Source organism: Paenibacillus sp. 7523-1 (assembly GCF_002276415.1).
GTDB lineage: Bacteria > Bacillota > Bacilli > Paenibacillales > Paenibacillaceae > Paenibacillus > Paenibacillus illinoisensis_A.
Genome location: NZ_NPBR01000005.1, coordinates 365,930 through 390,555, shown reverse-complemented (window position 1 = coordinate 390,555; position 24,626 = coordinate 365,930). Strand labels below are relative to the sequence as shown.

Annotated in this window: 20 protein-coding genes; 12 read left to right on the top strand and 8 right to left on the bottom strand. The window is 44.8% G+C overall.

Annotated features, from left to right (window positions below; translation table 11 throughout):
- The first annotated feature begins 25 nt into the window (after window positions 1–25).
- Window positions 26–1,462 (top strand): amino acid permease, encoded by a 1,437-nt coding sequence (locus tag CHH60_RS05180; protein ID WP_095358230.1) that lies wholly within the window; start codon window positions 26–28, stop codon window positions 1,460–1,462.
- Here the strand turns inward: CHH60_RS05180 and CHH60_RS05175 are convergent.
- Window positions 1,455–2,081 (bottom strand): LysE family transporter, encoded by a 627-nt coding sequence (locus tag CHH60_RS05175; protein WP_095287316.1) that lies wholly within the window; start codon window positions 2,079–2,081, stop codon window positions 1,455–1,457. The genes CHH60_RS05180 and CHH60_RS05175 overlap by 8 nt on opposite strands.
- A 133-nt stretch (window positions 2,082–2,214) precedes the next feature.
- Here CHH60_RS05175 and CHH60_RS05170 point away from each other — a divergent pair, with 133 nt between their 5' ends.
- From CHH60_RS05170 to CHH60_RS05160, 3 genes are read left to right on the top strand one after another with little or no spacing between them, the layout of a single operon-like run.
- Window positions 2,215–3,828 carry a spore germination protein gene (locus tag CHH60_RS05170; RefSeq protein ID WP_095358229.1) on the top strand — a complete coding sequence of 538 codons (1,614 nt, stop codon included), beginning with the start codon at window positions 2,215–2,217 and terminating at the stop codon, window positions 3,826–3,828.
- Entirely contained in the window at window positions 3,815–5,050 is a 1,236-nt protein-coding gene (locus CHH60_RS05165) for a Ger(x)C family spore germination protein (protein ID WP_369680174.1), read from the top strand. The genes CHH60_RS05170 and CHH60_RS05165 overlap by 14 nt, the downstream gene beginning before the upstream one ends.
- 37 nt (window positions 5,051–5,087) lie before the next feature.
- Window positions 5,088–6,191: a GerAB/ArcD/ProY family transporter gene (locus CHH60_RS05160; RefSeq protein WP_095358228.1), complete on the top strand. Its 1,104-nt coding sequence runs from the start codon at window positions 5,088–5,090 to the stop codon at window positions 6,189–6,191.
- 37 nt (window positions 6,192–6,228) lie between these two features.
- Here CHH60_RS05160 and CHH60_RS05155 read toward each other — a convergent pair whose 3' ends face one another.
- The 4 genes from CHH60_RS05155 to CHH60_RS05140 all read right to left on the bottom strand — a co-directional run bounded on the left by CHH60_RS05155 (window position 6,229) and on the right by CHH60_RS05140 (window position 8,369).
- Window positions 6,229–6,540: a spore coat protein gene (locus CHH60_RS05155; protein ID WP_095358227.1), complete on the bottom strand. Its 312-nt coding sequence runs from the start codon at window positions 6,538–6,540 to the stop codon at window positions 6,229–6,231.
- 13 nt (window positions 6,541–6,553) lie between these two features.
- Complete coding sequence (locus CHH60_RS05150; RefSeq protein WP_095287312.1) at window positions 6,554–6,745, bottom strand: spore coat protein; 192 nt, start codon at window positions 6,743–6,745, stop codon at window positions 6,554–6,556.
- 105 nt (window positions 6,746–6,850) lie between these two features.
- Complete coding sequence (locus tag CHH60_RS05145; RefSeq protein WP_095287311.1) at window positions 6,851–7,690, bottom strand: manganese catalase family protein; 840 nt, start codon at window positions 7,688–7,690, stop codon at window positions 6,851–6,853.
- 160 nt (window positions 7,691–7,850) lie between these two features.
- Window positions 7,851–8,369, bottom strand: coding sequence for a DUF3231 family protein (locus CHH60_RS05140; protein ID WP_095358226.1), 519 nt, complete (start codon window positions 8,367–8,369; stop codon window positions 7,851–7,853).
- 164 nt (window positions 8,370–8,533) lie between these two features.
- Between CHH60_RS05140 and CHH60_RS05135 the strand changes: the two genes are divergently transcribed.
- Complete coding sequence (locus CHH60_RS05135; protein WP_095358225.1) at window positions 8,534–9,388, top strand: manganese catalase family protein; 855 nt, start codon at window positions 8,534–8,536, stop codon at window positions 9,386–9,388.
- Between the two features lie 73 nt (window positions 9,389–9,461).
- Here the strand turns inward: CHH60_RS05135 and CHH60_RS05130 are convergent, their stop codons facing one another.
- Window positions 9,462–9,809: an AMP-dependent synthetase and ligase gene (locus tag CHH60_RS05130; RefSeq protein ID WP_095358224.1), complete on the bottom strand. Its 348-nt coding sequence runs from the start codon at window positions 9,807–9,809 to the stop codon at window positions 9,462–9,464.
- 264 nt (window positions 9,810–10,073) lie between these two features.
- Between CHH60_RS05130 and CHH60_RS05125 the strand changes: the two genes are divergently transcribed.
- The 4 genes from CHH60_RS05125 to CHH60_RS05110 all read left to right on the top strand — a co-directional run bounded on the left by CHH60_RS05125 (window position 10,074) and on the right by CHH60_RS05110 (window position 13,530).
- On the top strand, window positions 10,074–11,480 hold the full coding sequence (locus tag CHH60_RS05125; RefSeq protein WP_095358223.1) for a PQQ-binding-like beta-propeller repeat protein: 1,407 nt from the start codon (window positions 10,074–10,076) through the stop codon (window positions 11,478–11,480).
- Window positions 11,481–11,667: 187 nt separating this feature from the next.
- Complete coding sequence (locus CHH60_RS05120) at window positions 11,668–12,051, top strand: GntR family transcriptional regulator (protein WP_095358656.1); 384 nt, start codon at window positions 11,668–11,670, stop codon at window positions 12,049–12,051.
- The gene (locus tag CHH60_RS05115; RefSeq protein ID WP_095358222.1) at window positions 12,048–12,914 is read left to right on the top strand and encodes an ABC transporter ATP-binding protein; all 867 of its coding nucleotides are present in this window, start codon (window positions 12,048–12,050) and stop codon (window positions 12,912–12,914) included. Before CHH60_RS05120 ends, CHH60_RS05115 begins: the two co-directional genes overlap by 4 nt.
- Window positions 12,907–13,530: an ABC-2 transporter permease gene (locus tag CHH60_RS05110; RefSeq protein WP_095358221.1), complete on the top strand. Its 624-nt coding sequence runs from the start codon at window positions 12,907–12,909 to the stop codon at window positions 13,528–13,530. The genes CHH60_RS05115 and CHH60_RS05110 overlap by 8 nt, the downstream gene beginning before the upstream one ends.
- Before the next feature lie 64 nt (window positions 13,531–13,594).
- Here CHH60_RS05110 and CHH60_RS05105 read toward each other — a convergent pair whose 3' ends face one another.
- Both CHH60_RS05105 and CHH60_RS05100 read right to left on the bottom strand, forming a co-directional pair.
- Window positions 13,595–15,361 carry a methyl-accepting chemotaxis protein gene (locus CHH60_RS05105; RefSeq protein WP_095358220.1) on the bottom strand — a complete coding sequence of 589 codons (1,767 nt, stop codon included), beginning with the start codon at window positions 15,359–15,361 and terminating at the stop codon, window positions 13,595–13,597.
- A gap of 273 nt (window positions 15,362–15,634) precedes the next feature.
- Complete coding sequence (locus CHH60_RS05100; RefSeq protein ID WP_095358219.1) at window positions 15,635–16,270, bottom strand: TetR/AcrR family transcriptional regulator; 636 nt, start codon at window positions 16,268–16,270, stop codon at window positions 15,635–15,637.
- 357 nt (window positions 16,271–16,627) lie between these two features.
- Between CHH60_RS05100 and CHH60_RS05090 the strand changes: the two genes are divergently transcribed.
- From CHH60_RS05090 to CHH60_RS05080, 3 genes are all read left to right on the top strand, one after another.
- A complete protein-coding gene (locus CHH60_RS05090) occupies window positions 16,628–20,668 on the top strand; it encodes an S-layer homology domain-containing protein (RefSeq protein WP_095358218.1) in 4,041 nt (1,346 codons plus the stop codon).
- A 161-nt stretch (window positions 20,669–20,829) separates the two neighbouring features.
- Window positions 20,830–23,664, top strand: coding sequence for a glycoside hydrolase family 2 TIM barrel-domain containing protein (locus CHH60_RS05085; RefSeq protein WP_095358217.1), 2,835 nt, complete (start codon window positions 20,830–20,832; stop codon window positions 23,662–23,664).
- A 160-nt stretch (window positions 23,665–23,824) separates the two neighbouring features.
- Window positions 23,825–24,451 carry a spore coat protein gene (locus tag CHH60_RS05080; protein ID WP_095358216.1) on the top strand — a complete coding sequence of 209 codons (627 nt, stop codon included), beginning with the start codon at window positions 23,825–23,827 and terminating at the stop codon, window positions 24,449–24,451.
- Window positions 24,452–24,626 lie beyond the last annotated feature (175 nt).

Genomic DNA, 24,626 nt, shown 5'->3' with positions numbered 1-24,626 from the left:
AATATTACAGAAGAGGAATGAAGAAATGAGTAAAGCATCAGAGGCCTCAACGGAGGAAAAGAAACTAAAGTGGTGGCAGCTCAGCTTGCTTGGTGTAGCAGGCACAATTGGCACAGGATACTTTCTGGGCTCCAGCCTCGCGATTTCGATCGGTGGCCCGGCAGTATTACTGGCTTACATTTTGGCTGCACTCGGTACATATGTTGTTTTTGATGCCTTGGCGAGAATGACATCGGATCATCCGGAGCAGGGATCTTTTCGTTCCTATGCCAAGAAGGCATTCGGAAGCTGGGCTGGCTTTGCCAGTGGATGGGTGTATTGGTTTTCGGAGCTGCTTATTATGGGAAGTCAGTTGACGGCCTTGTCCATTTTCTCGCGTTTTTGGTTTCCGAATGTTCCTCTCTGGATATTTGCAGCCGGATTCGGAATTGTCGGTCTTTGCATCGTGTTCTTCGGGAATAAAGGGTTTGACCGGGTTGAAAATGTACTTGCCATTATTAAGATCGCAGCAATTCTTATGTTTCTGGTACTTGCCATCGCGCTTCTCGCAGGATGGATTGGGGGAACAAAATATGAGCATAACGTACCGCTGAGCATGACTGAAATTTTCCCGAAAGGTGGGATCGGTCTGTGGTCTGCGTTTCTATTTGCCTTTTATGCCTATGGGGGAATTGAGGTGCTCGGAATCATGTCCTACCGCCTTCAAAACCCGGAAGAGGCTCCCAAGGCAGGCAAAGTGATGCTGATCTCGCTTTCAACGGTATACGTTGTGTCGATTGGACTGGCTCTGACCATGGTCCCACTTGGTGCCTTCAATCCCAAAGAGAGTCCCTTTGTACTGGCACTGAGCAGTGATCATTTAGCCTTTGTTCCGCATTTGTTCAATGGAGTATTGATTGTAGCAGGTTTCTCTACCATGACCGCGTCACTCTATGCGGTGACTTCCATGATGCTGACCTTGGCCCAGGAAGGAGACGCTCCGCGGTTATTCTCACGAAAATGGAAGGAGAAGTTTCCATTATTCGCGCTCTCACTGATCGGATGCGGGCTTATTGCAACCATTGTCATGTCTTTGCTGCTTCCTGGCAAGGTATACGAATATGTAACAACTGCAGCCGGATTAATGCTCATGTACAATTGGTTGTTCATTTTGCTATCTTCCGGCCGACTTCTGAAAGCAGGGAGGTTCAGCGTTGTCAAACGATGGATTGGGTTGGTACTGATTGGCCTCGCTATAACAGGTACGCTTTTCCATCCGCTGAGTCGACCTGGCTTCTTTATCAGCCTGCTGCTTGTCTTACTTATTGGAATCAGCGATATGATTGTGCAACGAGTTCGCAAGAAGAAGAAAAATGAAGAGTCTTCCACCACAAATCAGGAAGAAAAAGAATCACACAACACCCTGGAAAGTCCCAGCTTCCACATTACCGGGATTCGGCTTCGCAAGAATAAAATCAAATGAAAAACAGAAACTGAACAGCTTTCGCTCCAAAATAACATCCGAAACCGACAAGAGAGAGGCCGGAAATGATGGATATGCCCTTAAGGACGCCTAAAGTAAGATACTTGCGAAATAAACTCGCAGCGGCGGCCATGAATATATCCCAGATCAGGATACCCAGAATAACGGCTCCGCTGTTGATTAGCGTCTGCTCCACAGTTGAATCATTCACGGCCTTGGCCAGAATGGATCCGTAAATGCCAAGCCAGAACATAATGGATAGGGGATTGAACAGTGACATCAGGAATCCATTCATGAACGATTTGGATAGCGCTGCTTCGTCCCCTCTCATATTCGACTGCGTGAGGGTTCCTGCATTTTTGATGCTTTCCACACCGGTATACACAAGTACAAAAAAACCGAACAGCCATAAGAAAGCCTTTACAAAAGGCAGATCCAGCAAATGAATGATGCCGAAATAGACGAGCAGCATGTAAATAATATCAGCAGCGATCGCGCCGAGTCCAACAAACCAGGCAGGCATGAACCCACCCCGAACACCCTTGTCCAACTGAGCGGCATTGATGGGACCGATTGGGGCTGATAATGAAATCCCCAGTAAGATATAACCTAGTATCATGGAACGTCGTCCTCTCCTTTCAAGTACTTTATCAGCTTATTCGAGGGATTACTTAAATAGGACAACGTCTAGATTTTGGCATAATCTTTACGGAAATGATCCATATTAAACGGAAAATAAAGGAGGTGAGATTATGCTGTTCCGCTGGATGAAAAGAGTATTTCAATCTCAGCCGCAGAACAAAGGGGAAGAACAACAGAGACAAACAAAACAACCAGTAAAATTGGGCCCATCTCTTCAAAATAAATTTGAATTGATTAAAAAGGCGTTTGAGAGTAGTCCTGATTTTGTCGCTCGTGATTTTCCTAATCCTGTGCCAAGTCATACTTCGCTGGCTGTCTGTTATCTTGAAGGATTGACAGACCCATCGCTTGTAGGAGAACTCATGGAGAAAGTCATTCAAATAGTCAAGACTTCTCCACAATGTGAAGAAGAAGTTCCCGATCTGTCCCTCGAATTAAGCCTGCCTTCAGGAAATATCGAAAGAATAGAATCCCTCGAGGAAGTGTATCAAGCGGTATTAACCGGACATCTGATCATTCTTGTTGAAGGGATTGAACATGTCATAGCTGTATCTGTTTCCGGAGGGGAACGAAGATCAGTAGAGGAGCCTACTTCCCAGACGGTCGTTAGGGGACCAAAAGAGGGCTTTACAGAAGAGCTTGCTACGAATATTACTTTGATTCGACGAAAGATACGGTCACCGGATCTGAAGTTTTTTAAACACAATATTGGTGAATATACCCAAACCTCGGTAGCTGTGGCCTATATCCAGGGGATTGCCAAACCGGAAGTGGTAGATGAAGTCAATAAAAGACTCCGTTCAATTCATACAGACAGCATATTGGAGAGTGGATACATCGAAGAATTCATTCAGGATGCGCCTCTAACACCTTTCCCAACCATGCTTAACACGGAACGACCAGATACCGTTGCTGGTAGTTTGCTGGACGGACAAGTTGCCATTCTAATTGATGGAACCCCCTTTGCCCTGGTTGCTCCAGTCACCTTTTTCAACTTTTTTCAGACCACAGAAGATTACTACCAGCGTTATGATATCTCCACTTTTTTGAGAACCATTCGTTTCTTGTCTTTTCTAGTCTCTTTATTGCTGCCATCTACTTTCATTGCTTTAACTACGTTCCAGCAAGAAATGATACCCACCACATTATTAATCACTCTGGCAGCTCAGCGGGAAGGCGTCCCTTTTCCTGCGTTACTTGAAGCCTTGCTTATGGAAATTACATTTGAGGTTATTCGTGAGGCTGGAGTTCGGATGCCGCGAGCAATAGGACCGGCGATCTCCATTGTCGGTGCATTGGTTATAGGTCAAGCTGCAGTAGAAGCTGGGCTGGTTTCGGGAGCGATGGTTATTGTGGTATCTTTCACGGCCATATCGAACTTTGTTATTCCATATTTCAGCATGGCAACAGCAGTCAGGTTAATGCGTTTTCCATTTATGGTGCTGGCAGGTACCCTTGGTTTGTTCGGCATATTGGCAGGTGCAGTGCCTCTGTTGGCTCATTTGGTGTCACTAAAGTCATTCGGCGTGGATTACTTAATGCCATTCGGTCCATTTTACAAGTCAAACATGAAGGATCTGATCTTGCGGGTACCTTGGTGGGCGATGAAGACAAGACCGGCTGAAAAAGCGGATTCAAATAAAACAAGGCAAGCTCCGCATCAATATCCGGCAGGTTCAGACAATGCCATAAGCAGTATAAACCAATCTGATGATAGCGAGTAAAGGAGCAGTTTATGTGATTCCTGTGAATAGACGACACATGTTTTTAGCGCTTATGTGGGTAACTTTACTTGGAGGTTGTGGTAATCGGACTGAAATGAACGATCTAGGCATTACATCAGCAACGGGTTTTGACAAACAAAACGGAAAATGGAACATCACTTATCAGGTTATTGTACCACCAGCGAGCAGTACAAGCGGATCCTCAGGGGGAGGCTCTCAGTCTACCGTGACCACCTTTACTTCTCAAGGAAAAACGATCAGAGAAGCTGTTGCAAAAAGCAGTGTAGAAAATCCGAAAAAGTTGTATTTTGCACATACCAACGTGTTAGTAATCGGGGAAGAAGCAGCAGAACAGGGAATTGCGGAAATTCTTGATAATTACTATCGTAATATCGAACCCCGCGAAACCGTAAAGATGCTTGTCGCAGATGGGGAAGCAAGGGATTATCTGAATAAAATGGTTCCACCGGAAAAGAACCCAGGTCGTGCCCTTTCCGATATCTTACAACGAAATCATGAGCGGGGATCCTACTATCCTCTAGTTAACCTACACGAATTTGCTATGAAAATCTCTTCTGACAGCGGAGCGGCAGGGATACCCATCGTAACCGTCAAAGGTCAAGATCATAAAAAAATTGAAAATATAGATGTTTTTAAAGAGACTTCATCACCAGCCAAATTAAGACTGGAGGGGTTGAGCGTTTTCTCTAAGGACAAGAAAATTGGAAAGCTAAGCCAAAGTGAAAGCTTGGGGGTAGCTTGGCTAACGGATCAGGTGAAAAGGACGAATCTTAGATATGTAGGTGAAAATGGAGAAATCAACTCATTTCTTGTTCGAAAAGCAACTGTAAAGACAAAGCCGATCAAGACGGGCTTCCATTATACCATTCGTGTAGATGCGAAAGTGAGCGGAGAGCTGGAAGAGAGCACTTCCCCGAAAAAAATCTCGTCTAAAGAAAGTATCAATGAGTTACAGCATCAGGCTGAACAGTTGATCGAAGCACAGATGATGGAAGGGTGGAAGGCAACTCAGCAACTAAAAGTGGACCTATTGGGGATTGGGAACAAAATTCATCAGCATCAACCCAAAGAGTGGAAGTCCCTAAAAGAATCCTGGCCAGAAGAAATTAGAAACATGGACATTAATATCAATGTGGAAGTTAGCGTGAGAAGAACAGGATTACTTCAGGACTCTTTTAGCAAATTGCTTGGATCCGAATAAGGAAAAGGTGTAAACTCACTCAAGGAGATGAAGAATAATGACCACAGCTAATTCTCTTCGCATATCGGAACTGGCTGTTTGTCTTTCCCTATTTGAAGTTGGAAGTACAACTTTATTTTTAATGGGTGGGGAAGCCAAACAGGATGCGTGGTTAGCCATGCTTGCAGGGGCTCTAGCCGGGTTGTTACTGTTACTTATTCATTTGGGAATTCATCATCAGGAACCTGAATTGGATTTGTTTCTGTTGTTTCGTCGTTATATGGGTAAAATCATGGGAACCATACTTAACTTGATGTTTGTGGGTTATTTTGCTTATGAGGCTTCCCGAAACTTACGTGACTTAAGTGAAGTCACCGTATTGACGCTGCTAAACAGAACACCAATGTGGCTTATCACCGTGATCACCATCCTGGTGGTCTCCAATACTGTACGATACGGATACCGTGTCCTGTTTTTAATGTGTATGATTTTGTTTCCTATGATGCTGTTGGGATATACCTTGATCAGCATTTTGATTCCTTCAACAGGCATTTTTCACGCGGAACTGATATTACCTGTTTTGGAGAATGGATGGAATCCCATTTTCAAAGCTGCATTTCCTGAAATCATTTCCTTTCCATTCGGACAAGTTGTTTTATTTCTGGTTTTTTATCCATATGCTCGTAAAGGAAGAAATTTTAATAAAGTCGTGATCACTGCTTATATCGTAACTGCACTTGCTCTAACTTTTATTAATCAACTTATTATTTTTGTGCTAGGCACTAAGATTGCTGCGTATAGTACTCTGCCACTCCTCGAAACGGTTCAAATGATTGAATTGACTGAGGTGTTCGAGCGGATGGATGCTCTGTTTACTTTGCTTCTATTTTTAGGGTTAGGCATTAAAATTGCCGCCTTCTTTCATGGTGCTGTTATAGGTCTTGAAAGAGTAACAGGAGTCAATTACAAGAAGTGGGTCTTTGCGGTAGGGATCCTTCTATGTGGTTTGTCATTCTTGTCACCGACTTATACTGAACATATAGAAGTCGGTCGGGGGGTTACATTGAATTATTCTTCTCCTGTATTCCAAATTTTCCTTCCGATATTGTTATTTGTAGTTATCTTACTAAAAAAAAGAACGAACAAAAAAACGACTCCGTGAAAAACAGAGTCGTTTTTTTTGATGGGAAAAGCAACATTTAGTTAGAATCCACCAGTTTTAAAGCTTTATCCGACTTTTCCAAATCATGCTCAACTTGTTCTTCGATATTGTACGGATGATACATTTCATTTTTGATCATATAATCGGCGATTTTTTGATGCGTATCAATTGCGGTGTCCAGTTGGGCCTTCAGCACTTTTCGAACTCTCGGTGTCGCCGTTTCGGTAAGAGCAATCGCGTAAGTGCGTACAGCTGACTTGGCTGACAGAAGCATATCTGTAGCAATCGCTAGATCATCCATTGGTTTGATGGCCTTTACCAGCATTTCTTTGGTCATCGTCGTAGACATAATAAGATCCTCCTTATTTCAATAGGGATTTCAACTCTTCAATCGCTTGGGAAGAATTGTTCAGATCGTCTTCAATCAAGGATTTCAGTTTCTCGTCTTGGACCAGCTCCAGCATGGTCACCGCTTTAGTAGCACATGATGTTTTGAGCGTTAGCAGTTCATGAATTTCAAGTTTCTCGTGTACTGCAAGTTCCTTCGTCGCCATCATGAAACACCTCCAGATATCGTTGTCTATTGATTAGTACCCAAAATAATAGAGCAGAAACGTAAATGAAATGATATATATATAATAATTTCAATGGGTTAACGATTACTTATCGCTCGCTTTTCCGTCGAGGTCGTGATGAAGTTCTGTGGCAGGAATGACAGGCTCGTAGACTTGTCCTTTGGGAACCGGGTTGGAAACGTACACGAAATCACCAGTACCATCCGGAGCACTTCCTTTCGCCCATAAACCTTCACTGGATTCTGTTCCTTCGGAAAGATTCCAGAACTCATAGGCTTCAGGTTGAGATTCCTGCTCGGCCTCTGGTGGGAAGGAAGCAGGAACAACGACGCCGTTCTTTTCCTCCAATTCCTGAATGGCAGCCATCCATTGATACTGATGGTAACGGTCACGCGCCAACATTTTGCGGAACGTCGCCCGAACGCCTTCATCGGTAGTCATGTGATAGAGTCTTGCTACCTGGAGACGGCCCTGACTTTCGGCATGCAGGTTGGAACGCATATCTGCAAGAAGGTTGCCGCTTGCCACAATATACGAACCGTTCCAAGGTACGCCGGTAGAGTTCGTAGGTAAGCCGCCGAGTCCGCTCACCAGCAGATGTTGAGGATTGATTCCTCCCATAATGGCAGCAGTAACAGGGTCCTCAGCTGCTTTTTGCTGTTCAGCAGGTGTGGCGCCATCCAGCAGCTGGCTAATCAAAGCGCAGAGCATTTCAACGTGGCCGATTTCCTCTGTGCCGATATCCATAAGCATATCTTTATATTTTTCTTCGCCACGACAATTAAATCCTTGAAAGAGGTATTGCATCATTACGGTCATTTCCCCGAATTGTCCTCCCAATACTTCCTGGACCTGACGGGCGAATACGGGATCCGGGCGATCTACTTTTACTTCGAATTGTAATTCCTTTTGGTGTCTGAACATGTGAATCCCTCCATTTGGTATGGTTGATTAATTCTAAATCTATATAACCTGTCCAATTAATTCTAAACAAAAGGAAACAAAAAAAAGACAAAGAGGGAGCAGTATGATGCTCCTTCTTTGTCTTGAATAGGCATTAAATGTTGCTTAAATTAGGCGCTGCTTAGGCTTTGTCTGAATCTGGTCTTTTGATTTGAAGAGGAGGAGGAACAAGCCAGCCTTTTTCTTTGACCAATTGCAAAATGCGCACGCCTAGTGCCGCTTTGGTTACGTGATATTTGGCGAATAATGCACCGATATCTTCCCGGATGGATTGTCCCATGACCTGGCTCGCAGCAACCAGACCCAACGAAGTGTCTGCTGCGATTTTGGCTGCAATCTCAGGATCAGTGAACCTTGCGCCTGCGGGGATATCCTCCAATTTGACAGGAGGTCTTTCGGGCAACATTGGGGCTGGAGCAATGCCATTCTCGGTTAACAAAGCATCGCACTCTTTGATTTCCAGTTTGGCCTGATCCAGCAGGTCATCTAGGATTTTTTTAAGATCCTTATCTCCGGCATGGTTCATGTACGCCTGGTAACAGGAAATGGAGCCTTTTGCCACCATGGAGCATTGCCACACGCTAAAGATTTCTCCGTAGTGCATAGGTTCATCTTTGGGATTGCCACTTAAAATACCCATTATCGTATCCCTCCACATATTTAGTCATTTTACCGGGTTAGGTTCTCCTTAATAAAAGAATTATATTCTTGCTTCGAATCCAAACTTTGGTTGAGCTTACTTTCACATAAATCCAGGAAGAAGGCAGAAACTAAGGCTGTAATATACTTGAATGGAGGACGACCATGTTTTTTTATAGAGAAGATCTGATTAATATGATTGTTCCGGATAAGCCGGATCCGGCAGCAGCCAAAGTGTTACAGGAAACATTGGGCGGACAATTTGGAGAAATGCGTACAATGATGCAGTTTTTCTTCCAGAGCAGCAACTTCCGCGGAAAAGCAACACAGTACAGAGACCTGCTGCGCGGAGTTTTTCTCGAGGAATTAAGCCATATTGAATTGGTGCAGCAAACGATAAATCAGCTCTTAACCGGAGCAGGCGCAGAAGGAGCGGGAGATGCGGGTATTGACGGGGCTCCATTGGACGAAGCCATCAAGCACGCCAATCCTCATCACTACATTATGGGGGCTCAGAGCTCATTGCCTGTAGATGCTGCGGGTAACCCATGGCTTGGAAATTATGTGTATGATCATGGCAATCTGGTCAGCAATTTGCTTGACAACGTTGTACTGGAATCGACGGGAGTATTACAAAAAACAAGAATCTATGAAATGAGTACAAACAAAGCGTTCCGTGAAACGTTGGGTTTCCTGATTGTTCGTGATAATGCACATCAAAATGCATTCGCAAAAGCCCTCGAAACGTTGGGTGTGAATTGGGGAAAAGTGTTCCCAGTGCCGAACTACGATATCAACAAATATCCGGAATGTCAGAAATACGTTGACCTCGGCTTCCATAATGCCCAGTTTAACTTCCGGTTGGACAATACCCGGATTGCTGAAATATATAGCGGCCAATCACCTAGTCGTAACGGCGGCGAGCTGAAAGTTACTGACCCACCACAGGGATTCCCGCTCCCATATATGCCGGAACTTCCTAATGAGCATAGTCCAGGCCTGCATGATTTGAATGCCTGAGCACTTCCTTACATGAAATAATAGCTGCAAAAAAAGAACCCATATCCATGGGTTCCTTTTTTTTATACATATGTTATTGACGATGCTGGTTTGGAAACTGTCCGAACGTTTGCCCAGTAATACCGACATTCGGGTTGTTGTATGGTTGATCCACGAAGGATACGTGTTGAGTTGTGTTTGCCAGTTGTTGAGCAAGGCTCGCGATTTGCTGCAATTGCTGGATAGCTGTTTGGTGTCCTTGAAGTGCTGTCTGAATAATGTGAGCCGCTTGCTGCTCGCGTTGAGCCAGTTGTTCAAGCTGCTGAGCATTGCTCTGTTCCTGTCTCAGCAGTTGTTGATACTGCATGGACGCTTGCTGTGTTTGCTGCGTGAGCTGCTGAGCCAGTTGGGAAATTTGTTGGGACTGTGAAAATTGATTCAAGTGAGTTGCCTCCTAAATGTCATTTGGATTACTTGAAGTAGTATGCAAATCAGTTTGGTGAAATATTCACTATTTACTAAGAAAAAGGGATCTTAAACGTTACCTGATTATGATCTAAGTTGAACAAATTACAGACAAGATATAATTTGTTAATTGCTCCCAGATTAATCCTCTTGTATACTAGATTCGTTCCAAATGTTTACTTTTTACGCAATCAATATTAAGTAGATTTAAGAGCTTACACAAACATGAAGGAGGATTTCCATGCCGAACAAGCAGATTAAATCTCAAACGGAGAAACGTAAAAATCATCCCTACGTTCGCACTCTTACAGGGTTAACCGCAGCCATCATCGCTGTTAGCGGAGGGTACAGCGCGGTGCCTTCTCAGACACTGGCGGAGAAAGCGGATATCTCCATCTACGATTGGAATTCATATTCCAAATTAACGGTACCTGAACTTAAACCTTCCTGGACAGTGAAGGTAGACTCTTATACAGATCAGAATGAAAGCTATCAAGGACAACAGGCTGTTGCAGAAGACGGTAAAGTATTTGCCTTTTTTAAACGCAAGCTGGTCGCCTTGGATGCAGCAACGGGCAAAGAGCTCTGGACACATGGTAAAGATCTGACCCCAAGCATGGTTTATGACAATGGGTTTCTCTATGGTCTAACCTCTAGCCATAAGCCATATGCGGTAAATGCCAAGACTGGAAAGGCTGAATGGCAATCGGGCACATCCACATGGATGGATACGCGTGAGCGGACAGAAGCATTAATTCCTACTGCAGATACACTATACGTCATAAACGGAAGTACTACGTATGCTTTTGATCGGAAGACAGGCAAGCTGCGGTGGAAGGCTGATGAAGCATTAGCCGAAGGCAATGGTACAGCGTATCTGCAGGAATCCGATGGAGTGGTGCTGCGAACCTTCTTCGTGCAGGGTGCACTGACTTCTGTGCAATTAAACGCTTATGACAAGAAAACTGGGAAAAAGCTATGGAGTGAGTTTGGACAGGGAGAGGCACTTCAAATTAAAAATGGATTGGTATATTCCGTCGATTACTACACTCCGCTGCTTCAAGATTATGAATCTGACCCGGACCGGAAAGTACAGGTGAATGCATTTAATCTCAAGACAGGGACACGTAAAGGAAGCATGGACTTCACTTGGAAAATGTCCGGCGACCCGCCGTATGAGCGCGGCCAAGGGAGTGTATTGGCTAATGATGGGAAGATATATATTGAACAGGCAGGCAAGATTGCTGAATATGATCTGAATACGTACAAGAATGGTGATGCTCCAACGAGGACGTTTCAGCCTCCTGGCGGGGTGAGTGGAGAACTGGTAGCGGTTGTTCAGGAACGTCTGATCTACAGGGACTCTGTTACAGATAGCGAATTAAAGGGTGTCAAGCTGGTAAACGGCAGTGCGGTTCAATGGAATGGCGATGCTCCTGTGTCGCAGGTTAGCATATATGGCAAAGGAATCTATCGTGCGCAGCGTAACGGGACACTGCTTGGAATCAATATGCTGACAAGCCAGCCTGTATTCCGTGTGAAAACCGGGGCTGATTTGCACGAGGCAACGCTGAAGACCGGCAGCATGATTATTATACAGGCCGAAGGCAAACTGATTGGCGTCAAGCTGCCAGCATCGCTGAAATAGTGGGCGATTGAAGAGTGGTGCCGTGAGGGGAAATAAATATAACTTAGAGGGACGGATATTTCCGTCCTTTTTTGCTGTGCATAAGTGTCTTATAAGATGGGCAAATATGGATTGACGAACGAGTGTACAGTGTATATATTATATATACACACTATATACTTAATAAACACCAACGAGGTGAATGACCATTAAAATTCTGATATCCAACGCTTCGAGCGATCCCATCTATATGCAGATATTAACCCAGATCAGACAGAGTATTTTGAGCGGAGAGTTGGTTGCCGGGGATAGTCTTCCCTCCATCAGGCAGCTCGCCAAGGATCTGCAAGTCAGCGTGATTACCACCAAACGTGTCTATGAAGAGCTGGAAAAAGAGAAATTAATTGATTCCGTCGTAGGCAAGGGCTGTTTTGTCTCAGGGGCCAATCAGGATTTTATACGCGAGCAGCGGATGAAACGACTGGAAGAGAAAATGCTGGAGATTATTCGGGAAAGTAAGGAATTAAGCATGACGGAGCAAGATGTAATTCATCTTTTTACTATGTTGTCTGAGGAGGAAACTTCATCATGAATGCAATTGAACTGCGTAATTTAACCAAGGGGTATCCCTTATTTAAGGTGGACAATGTATCTCTGGATGTAAAACAGGGGTATATTACTGGACTCATTGGACCGAATGGGGCGGGGAAAAGCACCCTGATCAAAATGATCATCGGCTTGATCCACCCAGACTCCGGTACGATCAGGACACTGGGACATGAGATGCCCACACAGGAGGTAAACATTAAGCAGCGTATTGGGGTCGTTTCCGATGAATGCTTTTATTATGAACATCTGACGATCCGTGAAATGAAAAAAATGATTGCACCCTTTTATAAGAAGTGGGATGAGCAGAAATTCAATGGCTACCTGGAGCAATTTGAATTGTCGCCGAAGAAGAAAATCGCTGATTTGTCCAAAGGGATGAAAATCAAGTTCTCTCTGGCCATCGCTCTGTCACACGATGCTGATCTTCTCATTATGGATGAGCCGACATCTGGTCTTGATCCTGTATTTAGAAGAGAGCTTCTGGATCTGCTCTCGGATCTGATACAGGATGAGACAAGATCCATTATTTTCTCAACGCATATCACGACAGATTTGGAGCGCATAGCGGACTATATTGCATTCGTCAATCAGGGAAAACTTGTTTTTAACGAAACGAAAGATGATGTGCTTGAGAGATATACGATCGTTAAAGGAGATATGGAGCTGCTGGATGGGGATACCCGGAATCAATTTATCGGAATTCGCGAGACAGATGTTGGTTTTGAGGCACTGGCAGACAATAGGGAAGAGGCCGCACGGTTGTTTGGAAGCTTTGCCCTTTTGCAAAGACCAACCTTGGAGGATCTGATCTACTTTACCGCAAAAGGGGGACGAAAACATGCTTAACCTGCTTCGCAAAGACTTCATAGCATTAAGAAGTTCATTATGGACAATAGGATTATATCTGATTGTGTTTAGCTTGGCCTTTATACCTAAGAGTGAAATGTCGATGTATTTTGTGGGGATCTACACTGCATTTGGTTCGGTGATCCTGGCTACCATGATCGATATCAAAAACCACAATCACAATTTCCTGCTTACCCTTCCGGTTAGCCGCAAAAATATCGTGCAAGCCAAGTATGTATCTGCGATCCTGTATACCTTATTTGGCGTGCTCGCCTCGTTCGGAATTCACTGGCTGGTCGACTTGAACTTCCCTGAATTAAACAAGCCAAGCTACACCCTTATGGACATCATGGTTTCCATAGGCATGGTACTGGTGTTGGTTTCCATCTACATGCCGCTGTTTTATGCACTTAGTAAAAAAGGAGCCGGAATTATCAATGCCATATTCATGGTTGCACTCATTCTTCTTGCGCAGCCCTTTGCCGTGCTTATGAATATGGTCAGTGAGAAGGGCGTAGATGGCCAACTTATAGCCATAGTATCGATTGGGGTAATATTCATCTTCGGTGCATCCTATGTGTTAACCACTCATTTGTTCGCGAGAAAGGATTTATAAGAATTTGATCAAATGATATTAAGAAAACCCCGCCGCCTGATTCGTCAGGTAGCGGGGTTCTTCATTATTTTGGATCTGATTTCGTGACTTCGATCTGAAATTGATCGGAATATGATTTGAGGTTTCCCGCAAGGCCAGCGAGCTGCCCGGAAATGTTCGATAGTTCGCTCGCAGACCGCTGCTGCTCCACAGCGCTGGCCGTGACTTCTTCAGCCATGGCCGAAGTTTCCTCTGTTGCAGAAGCGATATAGCTTAGGTGCTGTTCCACTTCCTGACGAATGGAATGCATTTTCATTGTACGGTTCTCCAAACGCTGAGCCAGCTCATGCACTTCAGTCGATAATTGGCTAACCTGTCTGAACGCCTGAAGGCAATCAGCGATCTGCTCTTCCTGCTCCTTGACCGCTACCATATTCGCTTCAAAATGATGGCCCATCCGTTGGATTTCTTGAACAAATGAACTCAGAATCCCATCAATCTCCTGGATGGAACGTTCCGATTGCTGAGCGAGCTGGCCCATTTCACCAGCAACGACGGCAAAACCTTTACCTGCCTCACCAGCGCGGGCTGCCTCGATGGAAGCATTCAGCGATAAAATCTGGGTTTGTTTCAGGATATTATGAATTTGTCCACTAATGGAAGCAGCGAGCTCTGATTGAGTGGTTAAAGACCTGGAAATTTCCTGCTGATGCTCAACCCGCTTGGCATTCTCCCGACCCTTTTCTAGCAGAACCTCATGTTCGCGTGTAACTTGTACTTGTACGGCAGATAGCTGCTCAGAAGTATGGGTGAACTGCTGTACGTATGAACCAACTTCATCCATAATCTTGCCGAGGTTCTCCGAATGCTGGACGGAGTGTTCTGTTTCTTCCGCCTGTTTCATGGAGCCTATGGCGATTTCCTCGATTGCTCTGGAAAGTTCTTCGGTCTGACGCTGGTTTGTCTGAGCGGTTTCTGCAATATTTGCCGAGGACTGCTGCAGCGTATTCGACCCTTGCTGTATTCCCATCAGTATATTCGTTAATTGCGAAGCCATGACGTTAATCAGGTTACTGATGTCACCAAGCTGATCGTTGGACAGATGTTTGGATACCACTGTGAGATTCCCATCCGCGACCTGTTCGAGGCTTGACTTGATATCGCGCACTTGTCTGAGGATGCCTCTTACCACCAATAGCATCATGACCAGCGATAGAATCAGTACAACCACAAAAATCGGGATAATGGTCCGATATGCATTATTCACCGATTCAGCGGACACTTGATTCACTGATGCAGCAGAAATATCAATGCCCAGATAGCTAATAACTTCACCTTGTGAATCCTTGATTGGTGTAAAGGAGGAGAGAAGCTGTCCCCAGGTTGGATCATCCACAATGCCTGTAGTAACGACTTCACTGTTTAGCAAGCGTTCCTGAATCTGGGGATTGAATTCCATTGTCGTTCCGTAAGGGCTATATTCCGCATCGTCCCAATCTGCCCCATCTACCGTGTAAATCCACCCGTCCGCCGTTTTGTTATACATATATACATAGAGGGCTCCCGATTGAAGCCGGACTTTAACGAGTTCGTCTCTAAGACTTTTGTATTCATCGCTTTCCTCCGAAGCCGTAGAGGATAATGTCTTGATCAATTCCGATTCCTGGCCCAGCAGGGAGGCGGTGTTTACTGCTAACTGCTGATTGTTATGCTGCATGGTCATTACTGAAGCATTTTCACTGGAGTGGATGGTCGTCCACATGATGAGACCGCCCATCGCCAGTAGTGGCACCAGAATGATTAAATACAGTTTGAGTCTTAGATCCATCTTTATCTTGCGTGTCTGTCTCACGTTCTGTTCCCCCTTGGAAGTAGTTAAAACAACGGGTTTTTCGTATAACCCCATACTATTTATCGTAAATTGTGAGGAAGAAATGAAGATCAGTCCTAGATTTAGATTGACATATGTGAACATGAGCTGCTTAGAAAATAGAGAAGACCCTGATCTAAACCGGTTTGAACGGAACGATCTTGACCTCTGAGATAAAATGGTAAGTGGATGCTGTACAAACAAAAAAAAGACCTAATCCGGTTGGATTGGTCTTAACAGGGTTCATGAAATTTTTCAATTACTCAAATGCTGTACCAGCATCTCAATGAATCGTTTGGCGAATTTCAGATCGCTTTGAACGGTAACGTGATCTTCTTCTGAAGCCAGACTCATTTTCTGCAGCATACTCATCATGGATACAAAGATAAAATGGGCTGTGTTAAGGGGATCAGGATCAGGCTTCAACGTACCATCGTTATATCCGGTCTCCAGAGCATCTAAAAGGAAATGTTGTTCCTTTTTACGTTTAATAAACAGATTGTATTGTTCTTTCAATTCTTGGCCTGAATCATAGGCATCATAATGCAGGTCGAATAATAATACGAATTTGATATAACCGAGATGAGTGGAGGCGTAATGGACCCAAGCTTCGAGCATGGAAGCAAGCATCTCTTGGCCGCTCATTTCTGGTGAAGCCGCTTTTTTCACGTATCCGGTCATACTCTCCAGAATCTCCACTTGGACCGCCAGAATCAGTTCGTCCATGGATTGAAAGTGCTTGTAAAAGGTAACCCGGCTTATTCCGGCTTCGCTGCATATATCTTTGATATTCACATTAAGAAAGCTCTGCTTCATGCATAATTCTTTGGCTGCTGCAATTAGAGCTTCCCGGTTTTTGTTTTTAAAATTTTGGTGCCAGTTCTCAGTCATAGGAGATAACCTGTTCCTTCACATGTTTTTTTGCATCGTCCGGACAGGGCGAGCCCAAGGATAAGTGCACCAACAATATAAGGAATATGGATGTGTTTGTCAAACAGCAATCCAGCAACAGTGGTTCAATAATGATCCCTATGCTGAAATAAGTTGTATTAACCTGCAGCATATCCCTGACGATCTCCGGCGGAATTGACGACCGTAGCTCTCAATAAATATGAATATATTTACATTTAATTTACATAAACATACATAAGTCAACATGTTCTTCTCTTATGATATAGCTGGATAATCTAGTAATCATTCATGTAATAGCGCTAGATTCACATTATTGCCAATTGAGAGGAGAACATGATGATTAACCCATTGTACAAAAAGGTTCTGGCCATCCTGCTATCAACCGCACTGGTTATTGGATGGTTTGGGGGACTGGGCTCAGCACCAGTAGTTAAAGCAGCGGAGACGGTTGAACCTCAAGCAGATATCTTGCTTAGCAAAAATTCAACGTGGAAGTATTTTGATCAAGGTCAGGATTTAAAATCGGTATGGCAGGCTGTCTATGAAGACGATACATGGGCAGTAGATAATGCTCCTTTTGGTTACAAAGACAATGGTAGCGGCATATCAACGACATATTTCGGACCGCTTCATACAGAAGTGGACTATGGTGGTAACAAAAGTCTGAAACACCGCACTACATATTTTCGGACAACGCTGACAGTCAACCAGGAGCAAATCCAAAACTATGGTCAAATTCTGGGTACCTTCGGCATTGACGATGGTGCTGTTTTATATGTAAATGGCACGGAAGTTCGCAGATTCGGCATGCCTGATGGTGAGATTAACTTTTCCACCAAAGCAACATCTTCGAAGGATCTGCCAGTCATGTATGAAGATGTGGATCTGACCGAACCGCTTCAAACTCTCCTGCATGACGGGGAGAATATTATCGCAGTGGAGGTCCATCAGCAAAGCGATGGAAGCTCAGATCTGTACTTTGATATGGAGCTGAGAGCGTTAACTGAGGCACCGGCAATCGAAATTAGCAAAGTTACAGCTACGTTCCATGGTGACGCCAAATCGAGCAAGGGGTTTACCTGGTATACACCGCTTGCTTCGACCAATAGTCAGGTGCAAGTGGTCCGGAAACAGGATGGGGCTCCTGATTTCAATGCGGCACAAACGTTTAATGGTGAAGCGATCATCTCCAGAAACTCTCCGGGAGAAATGGTTCATAAAGCAGAAGCTGCAGGACTTGATGCAAACACTTCATACTATTATCGCGTAGGTGACGAGACGCTTGGCCTCTGGAGTGAAACAGGAGAGTTCAAGACAGCTCCAGAGGGTGGAGCATTTACTTTTGTTGACTTAACGGATACTCAAGCGAAGGATGAGGAGGAGGCTCGTTTATCCGCGGAAACGCTGTCCAAGGCACTAACTACCGTTCCGAATGCAGAGTTTGTCGTTCACAACGGTGATGTTGTTGAGAATGGGACCTCGGAACAAGAATGGAACTGGCTGCTTGGGTATTCTCAAGAGGATTTGATGAGAACGACAATAGTACCTTCCGCGGGCAATCATGAGAACAAAAACTATGCATTCTATGATCATTTTAATGTAAAACAGCCGGAGAATGCGGCGACGGTCACAGGTGCTTATTATTCCTATGATTACAGTAATGCACATTTTATCGTTCTGAACTCCAATGAAAATTCGACGAATTATGCGAACTTCTCGAACGAACAAGTGGAGTGGATGAAGCAGGATGTGGAGCAGGCCAAATCTGCTGGAGCTGAGTGGATCATCGTCAATATCCACAAAGGACCGTATACAACGTCCAATCATGCGACCGACAGTGATATTATTGGTGATAACGGGGTTAGAAATAAAATCGCCCCGCTTATGAATGAGCTTGGCATCGATCTTGTGCTTCAAGGACACGATCACATCTATGCTCGCACAAAACCAATTAAGCAGGATGGAACAGCTGAAGAAGTTTCCGCAATAGAGGAAACTTTTAAAGGACAAAGCATTAAATACACCGTTAACCCGGATGGAACTATTTACATGATTCCAGGTACGGCAGGGGCCAAAGTATACTTCAAAAATACGAAACCTCAACTGGGCGATGCATACTTTAGCCTGTTTGAACGAGCAGAAGAGAATCATGCCCGTGTATATGGAGATACAACGAGTGCAGCAAGAGGTCAGGTGCAGAATTTCACCTCATTGACTGTTGATCGCGGCAAGCTTACAGCGATCGTTTATGAAATTGATCAGAATCGATATAATGCTGAACCTTTTGTCGTAGATACATTCGGAATTACCAAGGACACACAATCCAATGATGAGCAAGTGAGCAAGGTTACAGTTACGTTTAATGGAGATCCAACCACTAGTAAAGGATTTGCCTGGTATACATCCGAACAGGTTCCAGGAAGTGATCTTCAGGTTGTTGAAAAAACAGCAAATATCGCTGACTTCTCCAGTGCAATCTCTTATGAAGGACGTTCCGACCGCTCCGTGAATTCGCCTTCTGAACTTGTACACAAAGCGGAAGCAACGAATCTGAAGCCAGATACGCTTTATTCCTTCAGAGTGGGCGAAGCCTCCAGCAATACGTGGAGCAAGACGGGCACGTTCCGTACAGCGCCGAAGACAGGTGCCTTTACATTTATTGATCTGGCCGATACGCAGGCGAAGGAAGAGGATGAAGCGATCCTTTCCTCCGAGACACTGGACAAGGCACTTACAACCATTCCGAATGCACAATTTGTGGTGCACAATGGAGATATTGTCGATAAAGGTGTTAAAGAAGAACAATGGAACTGGCTTCTCGGTCATTCTCAATCAAGTCTTCTGAATACAACGATCGTTCCATCGGCGGGTAATCATGAAGATGAAAACTTCGCTTTTATCGATCATTTCAACCTGGATATACCGGAGAACTCGGCAACAGAGACAGGGGCTTATTATTCCTACGATTATAGTAATGCACACTTCGTGGTGTTGAATTCAAACGAAGATTCAGAAGAGTATAACAATTTCTCGGCAGAACAGGTCCAGTGGCTGCAGGACGATGTAAAAGAAGCGCGCAAAAATGGGGCAGATTGGATCATCGTCAATATTCATAAAGGTCCTTATACAACGTCCAATCATGCGACAGATTCGGATATTATCGGACCAAACGGAGTACGTAACAAAATTGCTCCGCTGATGGCAGAACTGGATATCGACTTTGTGTTACAGGGGCATGATCATATTTACGCCCGCACTAAACCGATTGATAAGACAGGAAAGGCAAAAGATGCTGTCAAGATTACGGAAACATTGAACGGTAAACAGATTGAATACGCGGTGAACCCGGATGGCACCATTTATCTAATTCCAGCAACAGCCGGACCGAAAGTGTACTACAAAAATCAGGAACCTGTTCTTGGGGATGCGTATTACAGCTTGTTTGAGTTGGCAGAAGAAAATCATGCTGCAAAGTATGGACCAGATCCCAATGACGATCGTCGTCCGAAACGCGGACAGGTTCAAAACTTTGTTGGCATCACCATCGATGGGAACAAACTTACAGCGGTAACCTATGAAATTGATCAGAATATTAATGACGCAAAACCGTTTATTATTGATCAATTTGGCATGATCAAGAAGTCGAATACGGAAACGCCGAACCCAGGACCGGGTACATCCAACCCTGGCTCAGGTGGCGGTTCTGGAAACAGTGGCGGGTCTGGAAGCATTACCCCAACACCTGGAACAGGTGCTGAGACGACGCAGCCCGGAACAGAACAGGGAGGCAAACCGGATACCAGCAATCCGGGTCAATCTGGTGGTGGCAACAATGAGAATGTACCACAGCTGAAAGATACGGAAGGACACTGGGCGAAGTCGCTTATCGATCAAGCTTTGACCGCAGGTTTTGTACAAGGTTATGGCGATGGAACCTTCCGTCCGAATCAAAAAGTAACCCGTGCGGAGTTCATTACCATGCTGGGCAGAGCCATGAAACTGAATACAAGCAGCACGGTAACCACGTATACCGATGCAAAACAAATTCCCATCTGGTCTGCTCCATACATTGTGGAAGCAGCATCAGCAGGCATTATCAGTGGGTACACAGATGGATCATTCAAGCCGAATAAACCACTGAACCGTGCTGAGTTGGTGACCATGATTGCTCGTGCAAGCAGCACACCGGAAGGCTCCACGGGTTCGCTTTCTTTTGAAGACCTGGATCAGATTCCTGCATGGGCAGCGCCGTATGTGGCTTCCATGGTTGAGGCAGGCTTGATTGACGGTGTAGGCGGTAATCGATTTGCACCATTGCAAACAGCAACGCGGGCTGAATCGGTCAAATTAATCTTAAGTCTTCTGGACGAAAACTAAATATTCGTTAATAGTCAGCCTGACCCTGCAAGGTTATTTACCTGGGGTCAGGTTTTTTTGTAAACAGAACGATCCTTATCTATAAATTTCACAGATAGGTAATCCATTCTCTGATACAATGATAGACAAGTGCGGTTAACCCAAAATTAGGAGTTGAAATCATGTTGCCCATCATTAACTTGCAAGGAGTCTGGAGAATGCAGCTTGACGAGAACAAGCTGGGAATCAATACTCCGTATGACGACACGATTACCATGCCAAATACAACGTCCCATGCCAGAAAGGGAAAGAAAAACGAACGGGCTGAGATTGGAGCGCTCACGGACGAATACGCTTTCGAGGGATGGCTCTGGCTGGAGAGGGAGTTTGAGGTTCCGGAGGAATTGGCAGGAAAATACTGCTGTCTGCATCTGGAGCGTACACGGGTTACAACAGTCTGGGTTGATGATATTCCACTAGGTACACGTAACAGTCTCAATACGCCCCATGAGTACGTGCTTAAGGAAGGGCTCTCTGCCGGTACTCATACGGTTAGAATCAAGGTGGACAACACGAGTTACCCAACCAAAGGCGGGCATATGACCTCCAAGGATACACAGACGAACTGGAACGGCATTACGGGCAAACTGGAATTGAAATTCAGCAATGAAGCACGTATGAGTGATGTGCAAATTTACACCGATGCGACGCATAAATCGATAACGCTTTCGGTGAAATTGGATGGAGTGCTACAGCATACTCAAATTGCAGTGTCTGCCACGAGTTTCGCCATTGATGAGCAAACTTCCGATGCAGAAGAAGCTGTACATGAAGTTGCCGAGCGGATATACCCAGTTGATCATAACGAAATGAGTATCTCGTATTCATTGGGAGATGAAGCGCTCTTATGGAGCGACGATGCACCTCATTTATATAAGATTGCCATCACGTTACGAGAAGAGAGCGGGAGAATCATCGATGATCGGGACATCGTAATTGGACTGCGGGATTTCAAGGCGAGTGGAGACAAGTTTACAATTAATAACCGGCCAACCTTTTTACGAGGCAAGCATGATGGATTGATCTTCCCGTTAACTGGCTATGCACCAACGGATGTGAACGAATGGGTGAGAATCCTCGGCATATCCAAATCCTACGGTATTAATCATTATCGATTCCATACCTGCTGCCCACCTGAAGCAGCATTTGTTGCAGCCGATATGTTGGGAATCTACATGGAACCCGAGCTGCCATTTTGGGGAACGATTACGGATGAGAGCGATGCGAACCATAACCAGGCAGAACAGGATTATTTGATTGAGGAAGGCTTCGCCATTTTGCGCAGCTTCGGGAATCATCCTTCGTTTGTCATGATGTCACTGGGGAATGAATTGTGGGGGAGCAAGGAAAAGCTTAGTGCTATTCTGAAAGAATATAAGGCATATGATCAGCGCCATCTATACACGCAAGGCTCCAACAATTTTCAGTTTACTCCGGTTATTCTGGAGGAAGAAGATTTCTTCAGTGGTGTGCGGTTCTCCCGCGACCGCTTGATCAGAGGTTCCTATGCGATGTGTGACGCTCCGCTGGGCCATGTTCAAACCGATCTGCCTGGTACCATGAAGGATTATGATGAGCACATCCACCCTCAGCAGCACACTGGACTAGAGGATTCCCACTTGCAGGAACAGGAGATTCAGATCCAATACGGGACCGTCTCCAAAACGGTGAAAGCGGCTGCAACAGACAAGGAGCTCATTCCACATCTACCTGTGGTCTCTCACGAGATTGGGCAGTATGCCATGTATCCTGATTTTGCGGAGATTGAAAAGTATACAGGCTCGATCAAAGCACATAACTTTGAAATCTTTCGAGAACGATTACAGGCTAAGGGAATGGGGCATCTCGCTGAATCATTCTTCCGTGCCTCAGGTCAATTGGCCGTAGATTGTTACAAGGAAGAGCTTGAGGCAGCTTTCCGATCCGAGCGACTTGCAGGCTTTCAACTGCTTGACTTGCAGGACTTTAGCGGACAAGGGACGGCCCTTGTTGGCATATTGGATGCATTTATGGACTCCAAAGGTTTAATCAGTGCTGAAGAATGGCGAACCTTCTGCTCGGATGCTGTCCTTTTGGCTCGCTTTGAGAAGTATAACTATGCGGCTCATGAGACGTTCAACGCATCGGTAGAGTTGAGTTATTATCGTCAGGTCCCTCTGAAAGGGGAAACGTTGCGATGGGAATGTACTCAAGGAACCCGCGTTATATCCGAAGGAGAACAGCTCATTACAGAGGATCTTCTCAAACCTTACCAGAAGCTTGGGAACATTAATGTAATTCTGCCAAGTGTAGAGAATATGACTCAGGTAACGTTAAAGTTGTCCATATCGAATACGGACATTTATAAATCCTATAGCATTTGGGTCTACCCTGAGCAAGAGGATCGCCAATTTGCTGGCGCGCCAGTGTACAAGGAGCTGACAGAAGCAGCGCTGCAAAGGTTGGAAGAGGGGGGATCAGTTCTTCTGCTGGCTTCTCCCGGACAGGTTAGCAACGCTATTGAGGGCTTATATAGTACTGATTTCTGGTGTTATCCCATGTTCCGCTCTATCTCGGAAAGCATGAATAAACCTGTTCCGGTAGGGACGCTTGGTTTGCTGATTCAGAATGATCATCCGGCTCTTCAGCATTTCCCGAGCGAGAAGCACTCCACTTACCCATGGTGGAATATTGTTACCCATTCTCGTTCCATCATTTTGGACGACCTCCCGTCAGATTTACAGCCGATTGTGCAGACGATCGATAACTTTGAGCGTAATCATAAGCTTGGACTGTTATTTGAGTGCAAAGCAGGCAAAGGCAAAGTGTTAGTTGGGGCAATGGATTATGATCAGCTGCTTGGTCAGATCGAAGGGCGACAATTTATTCACAGTCTGCTGCAATATATGGAAAGTGATGATTTTCAACCGACTTACGAGATGACTGTTAACGCATTGAATCAGCTGCTTTTTAAATAAAATGGATGTAGGAAAGACCGCCTCTTGAGACGGTCTTTCTTTTTTGCAGCATACATTAACCAAAATTTATGCCGAATAACTTGAAGAAGCAAACTTCATAATACATTAGTCTGCGAAATGGGACAGCCAAAAATAACAGATTAATGGGAGGTAATTCTACATGCAATTGCAAAATCATCAAAACGTTGAAACAGGAACGATCCCACCACAACTCAACCATGGTGGACATGAGATGTTTGATGTCCATGAGGTGCTTGCTGGAGCCATTAATACGTTAAATACCTATACGATGCTGAGTCAGCATGTCCAAGATCCGGAACTGCGCGATATTTTGCTGCGTCAAAAACAATTTATGTCCGAAGAATACAACATTACGCTGGAATGCTTCAGAACTGGACAAGATCCATCCAAACCGACGCAAAGCTATAAAATGTCACAAGACAACGACTTCACATATGGCATGAAACCAAGCCAACCGAAGAAGCCAATGCTCTCTGCAACTGAAATTTGTGACCAAAGCATCTCTCTGAGCATGTTGAATGCAGTAAAATCAGGAGCAGTAATGAAAACAACGGCTGCGCTTGAATCCACAAACCCGGTGGTACGTCGTGTACTGGCAGATTCACTGCCAAACTGTATTGAGATGGCGTATGAGATTTCCATTTATCAAAACAAGAATGGATTCTATCAGGTGCCACAGCTCCCGCAGCAGGATATACAGCAAATGCTGAACGGGTACGCGCCATCCATGATTGCATCCCAAACAGGTGGAAACTTGCCACACTAATCTTTAAAGTGTAAAACCAGACCCCATAGAAGACATGCACATGTCTACTATGGGGTTTGTCTTGCGCTTTGTTTATAACCTTAAATATTTGAGACATTAATCTTGAGCAGTTTTTGATCCGAGGTGAACTATAAAAAAAGAACACCGGGCTGAACACCAGATGTTCCTTTGCAGG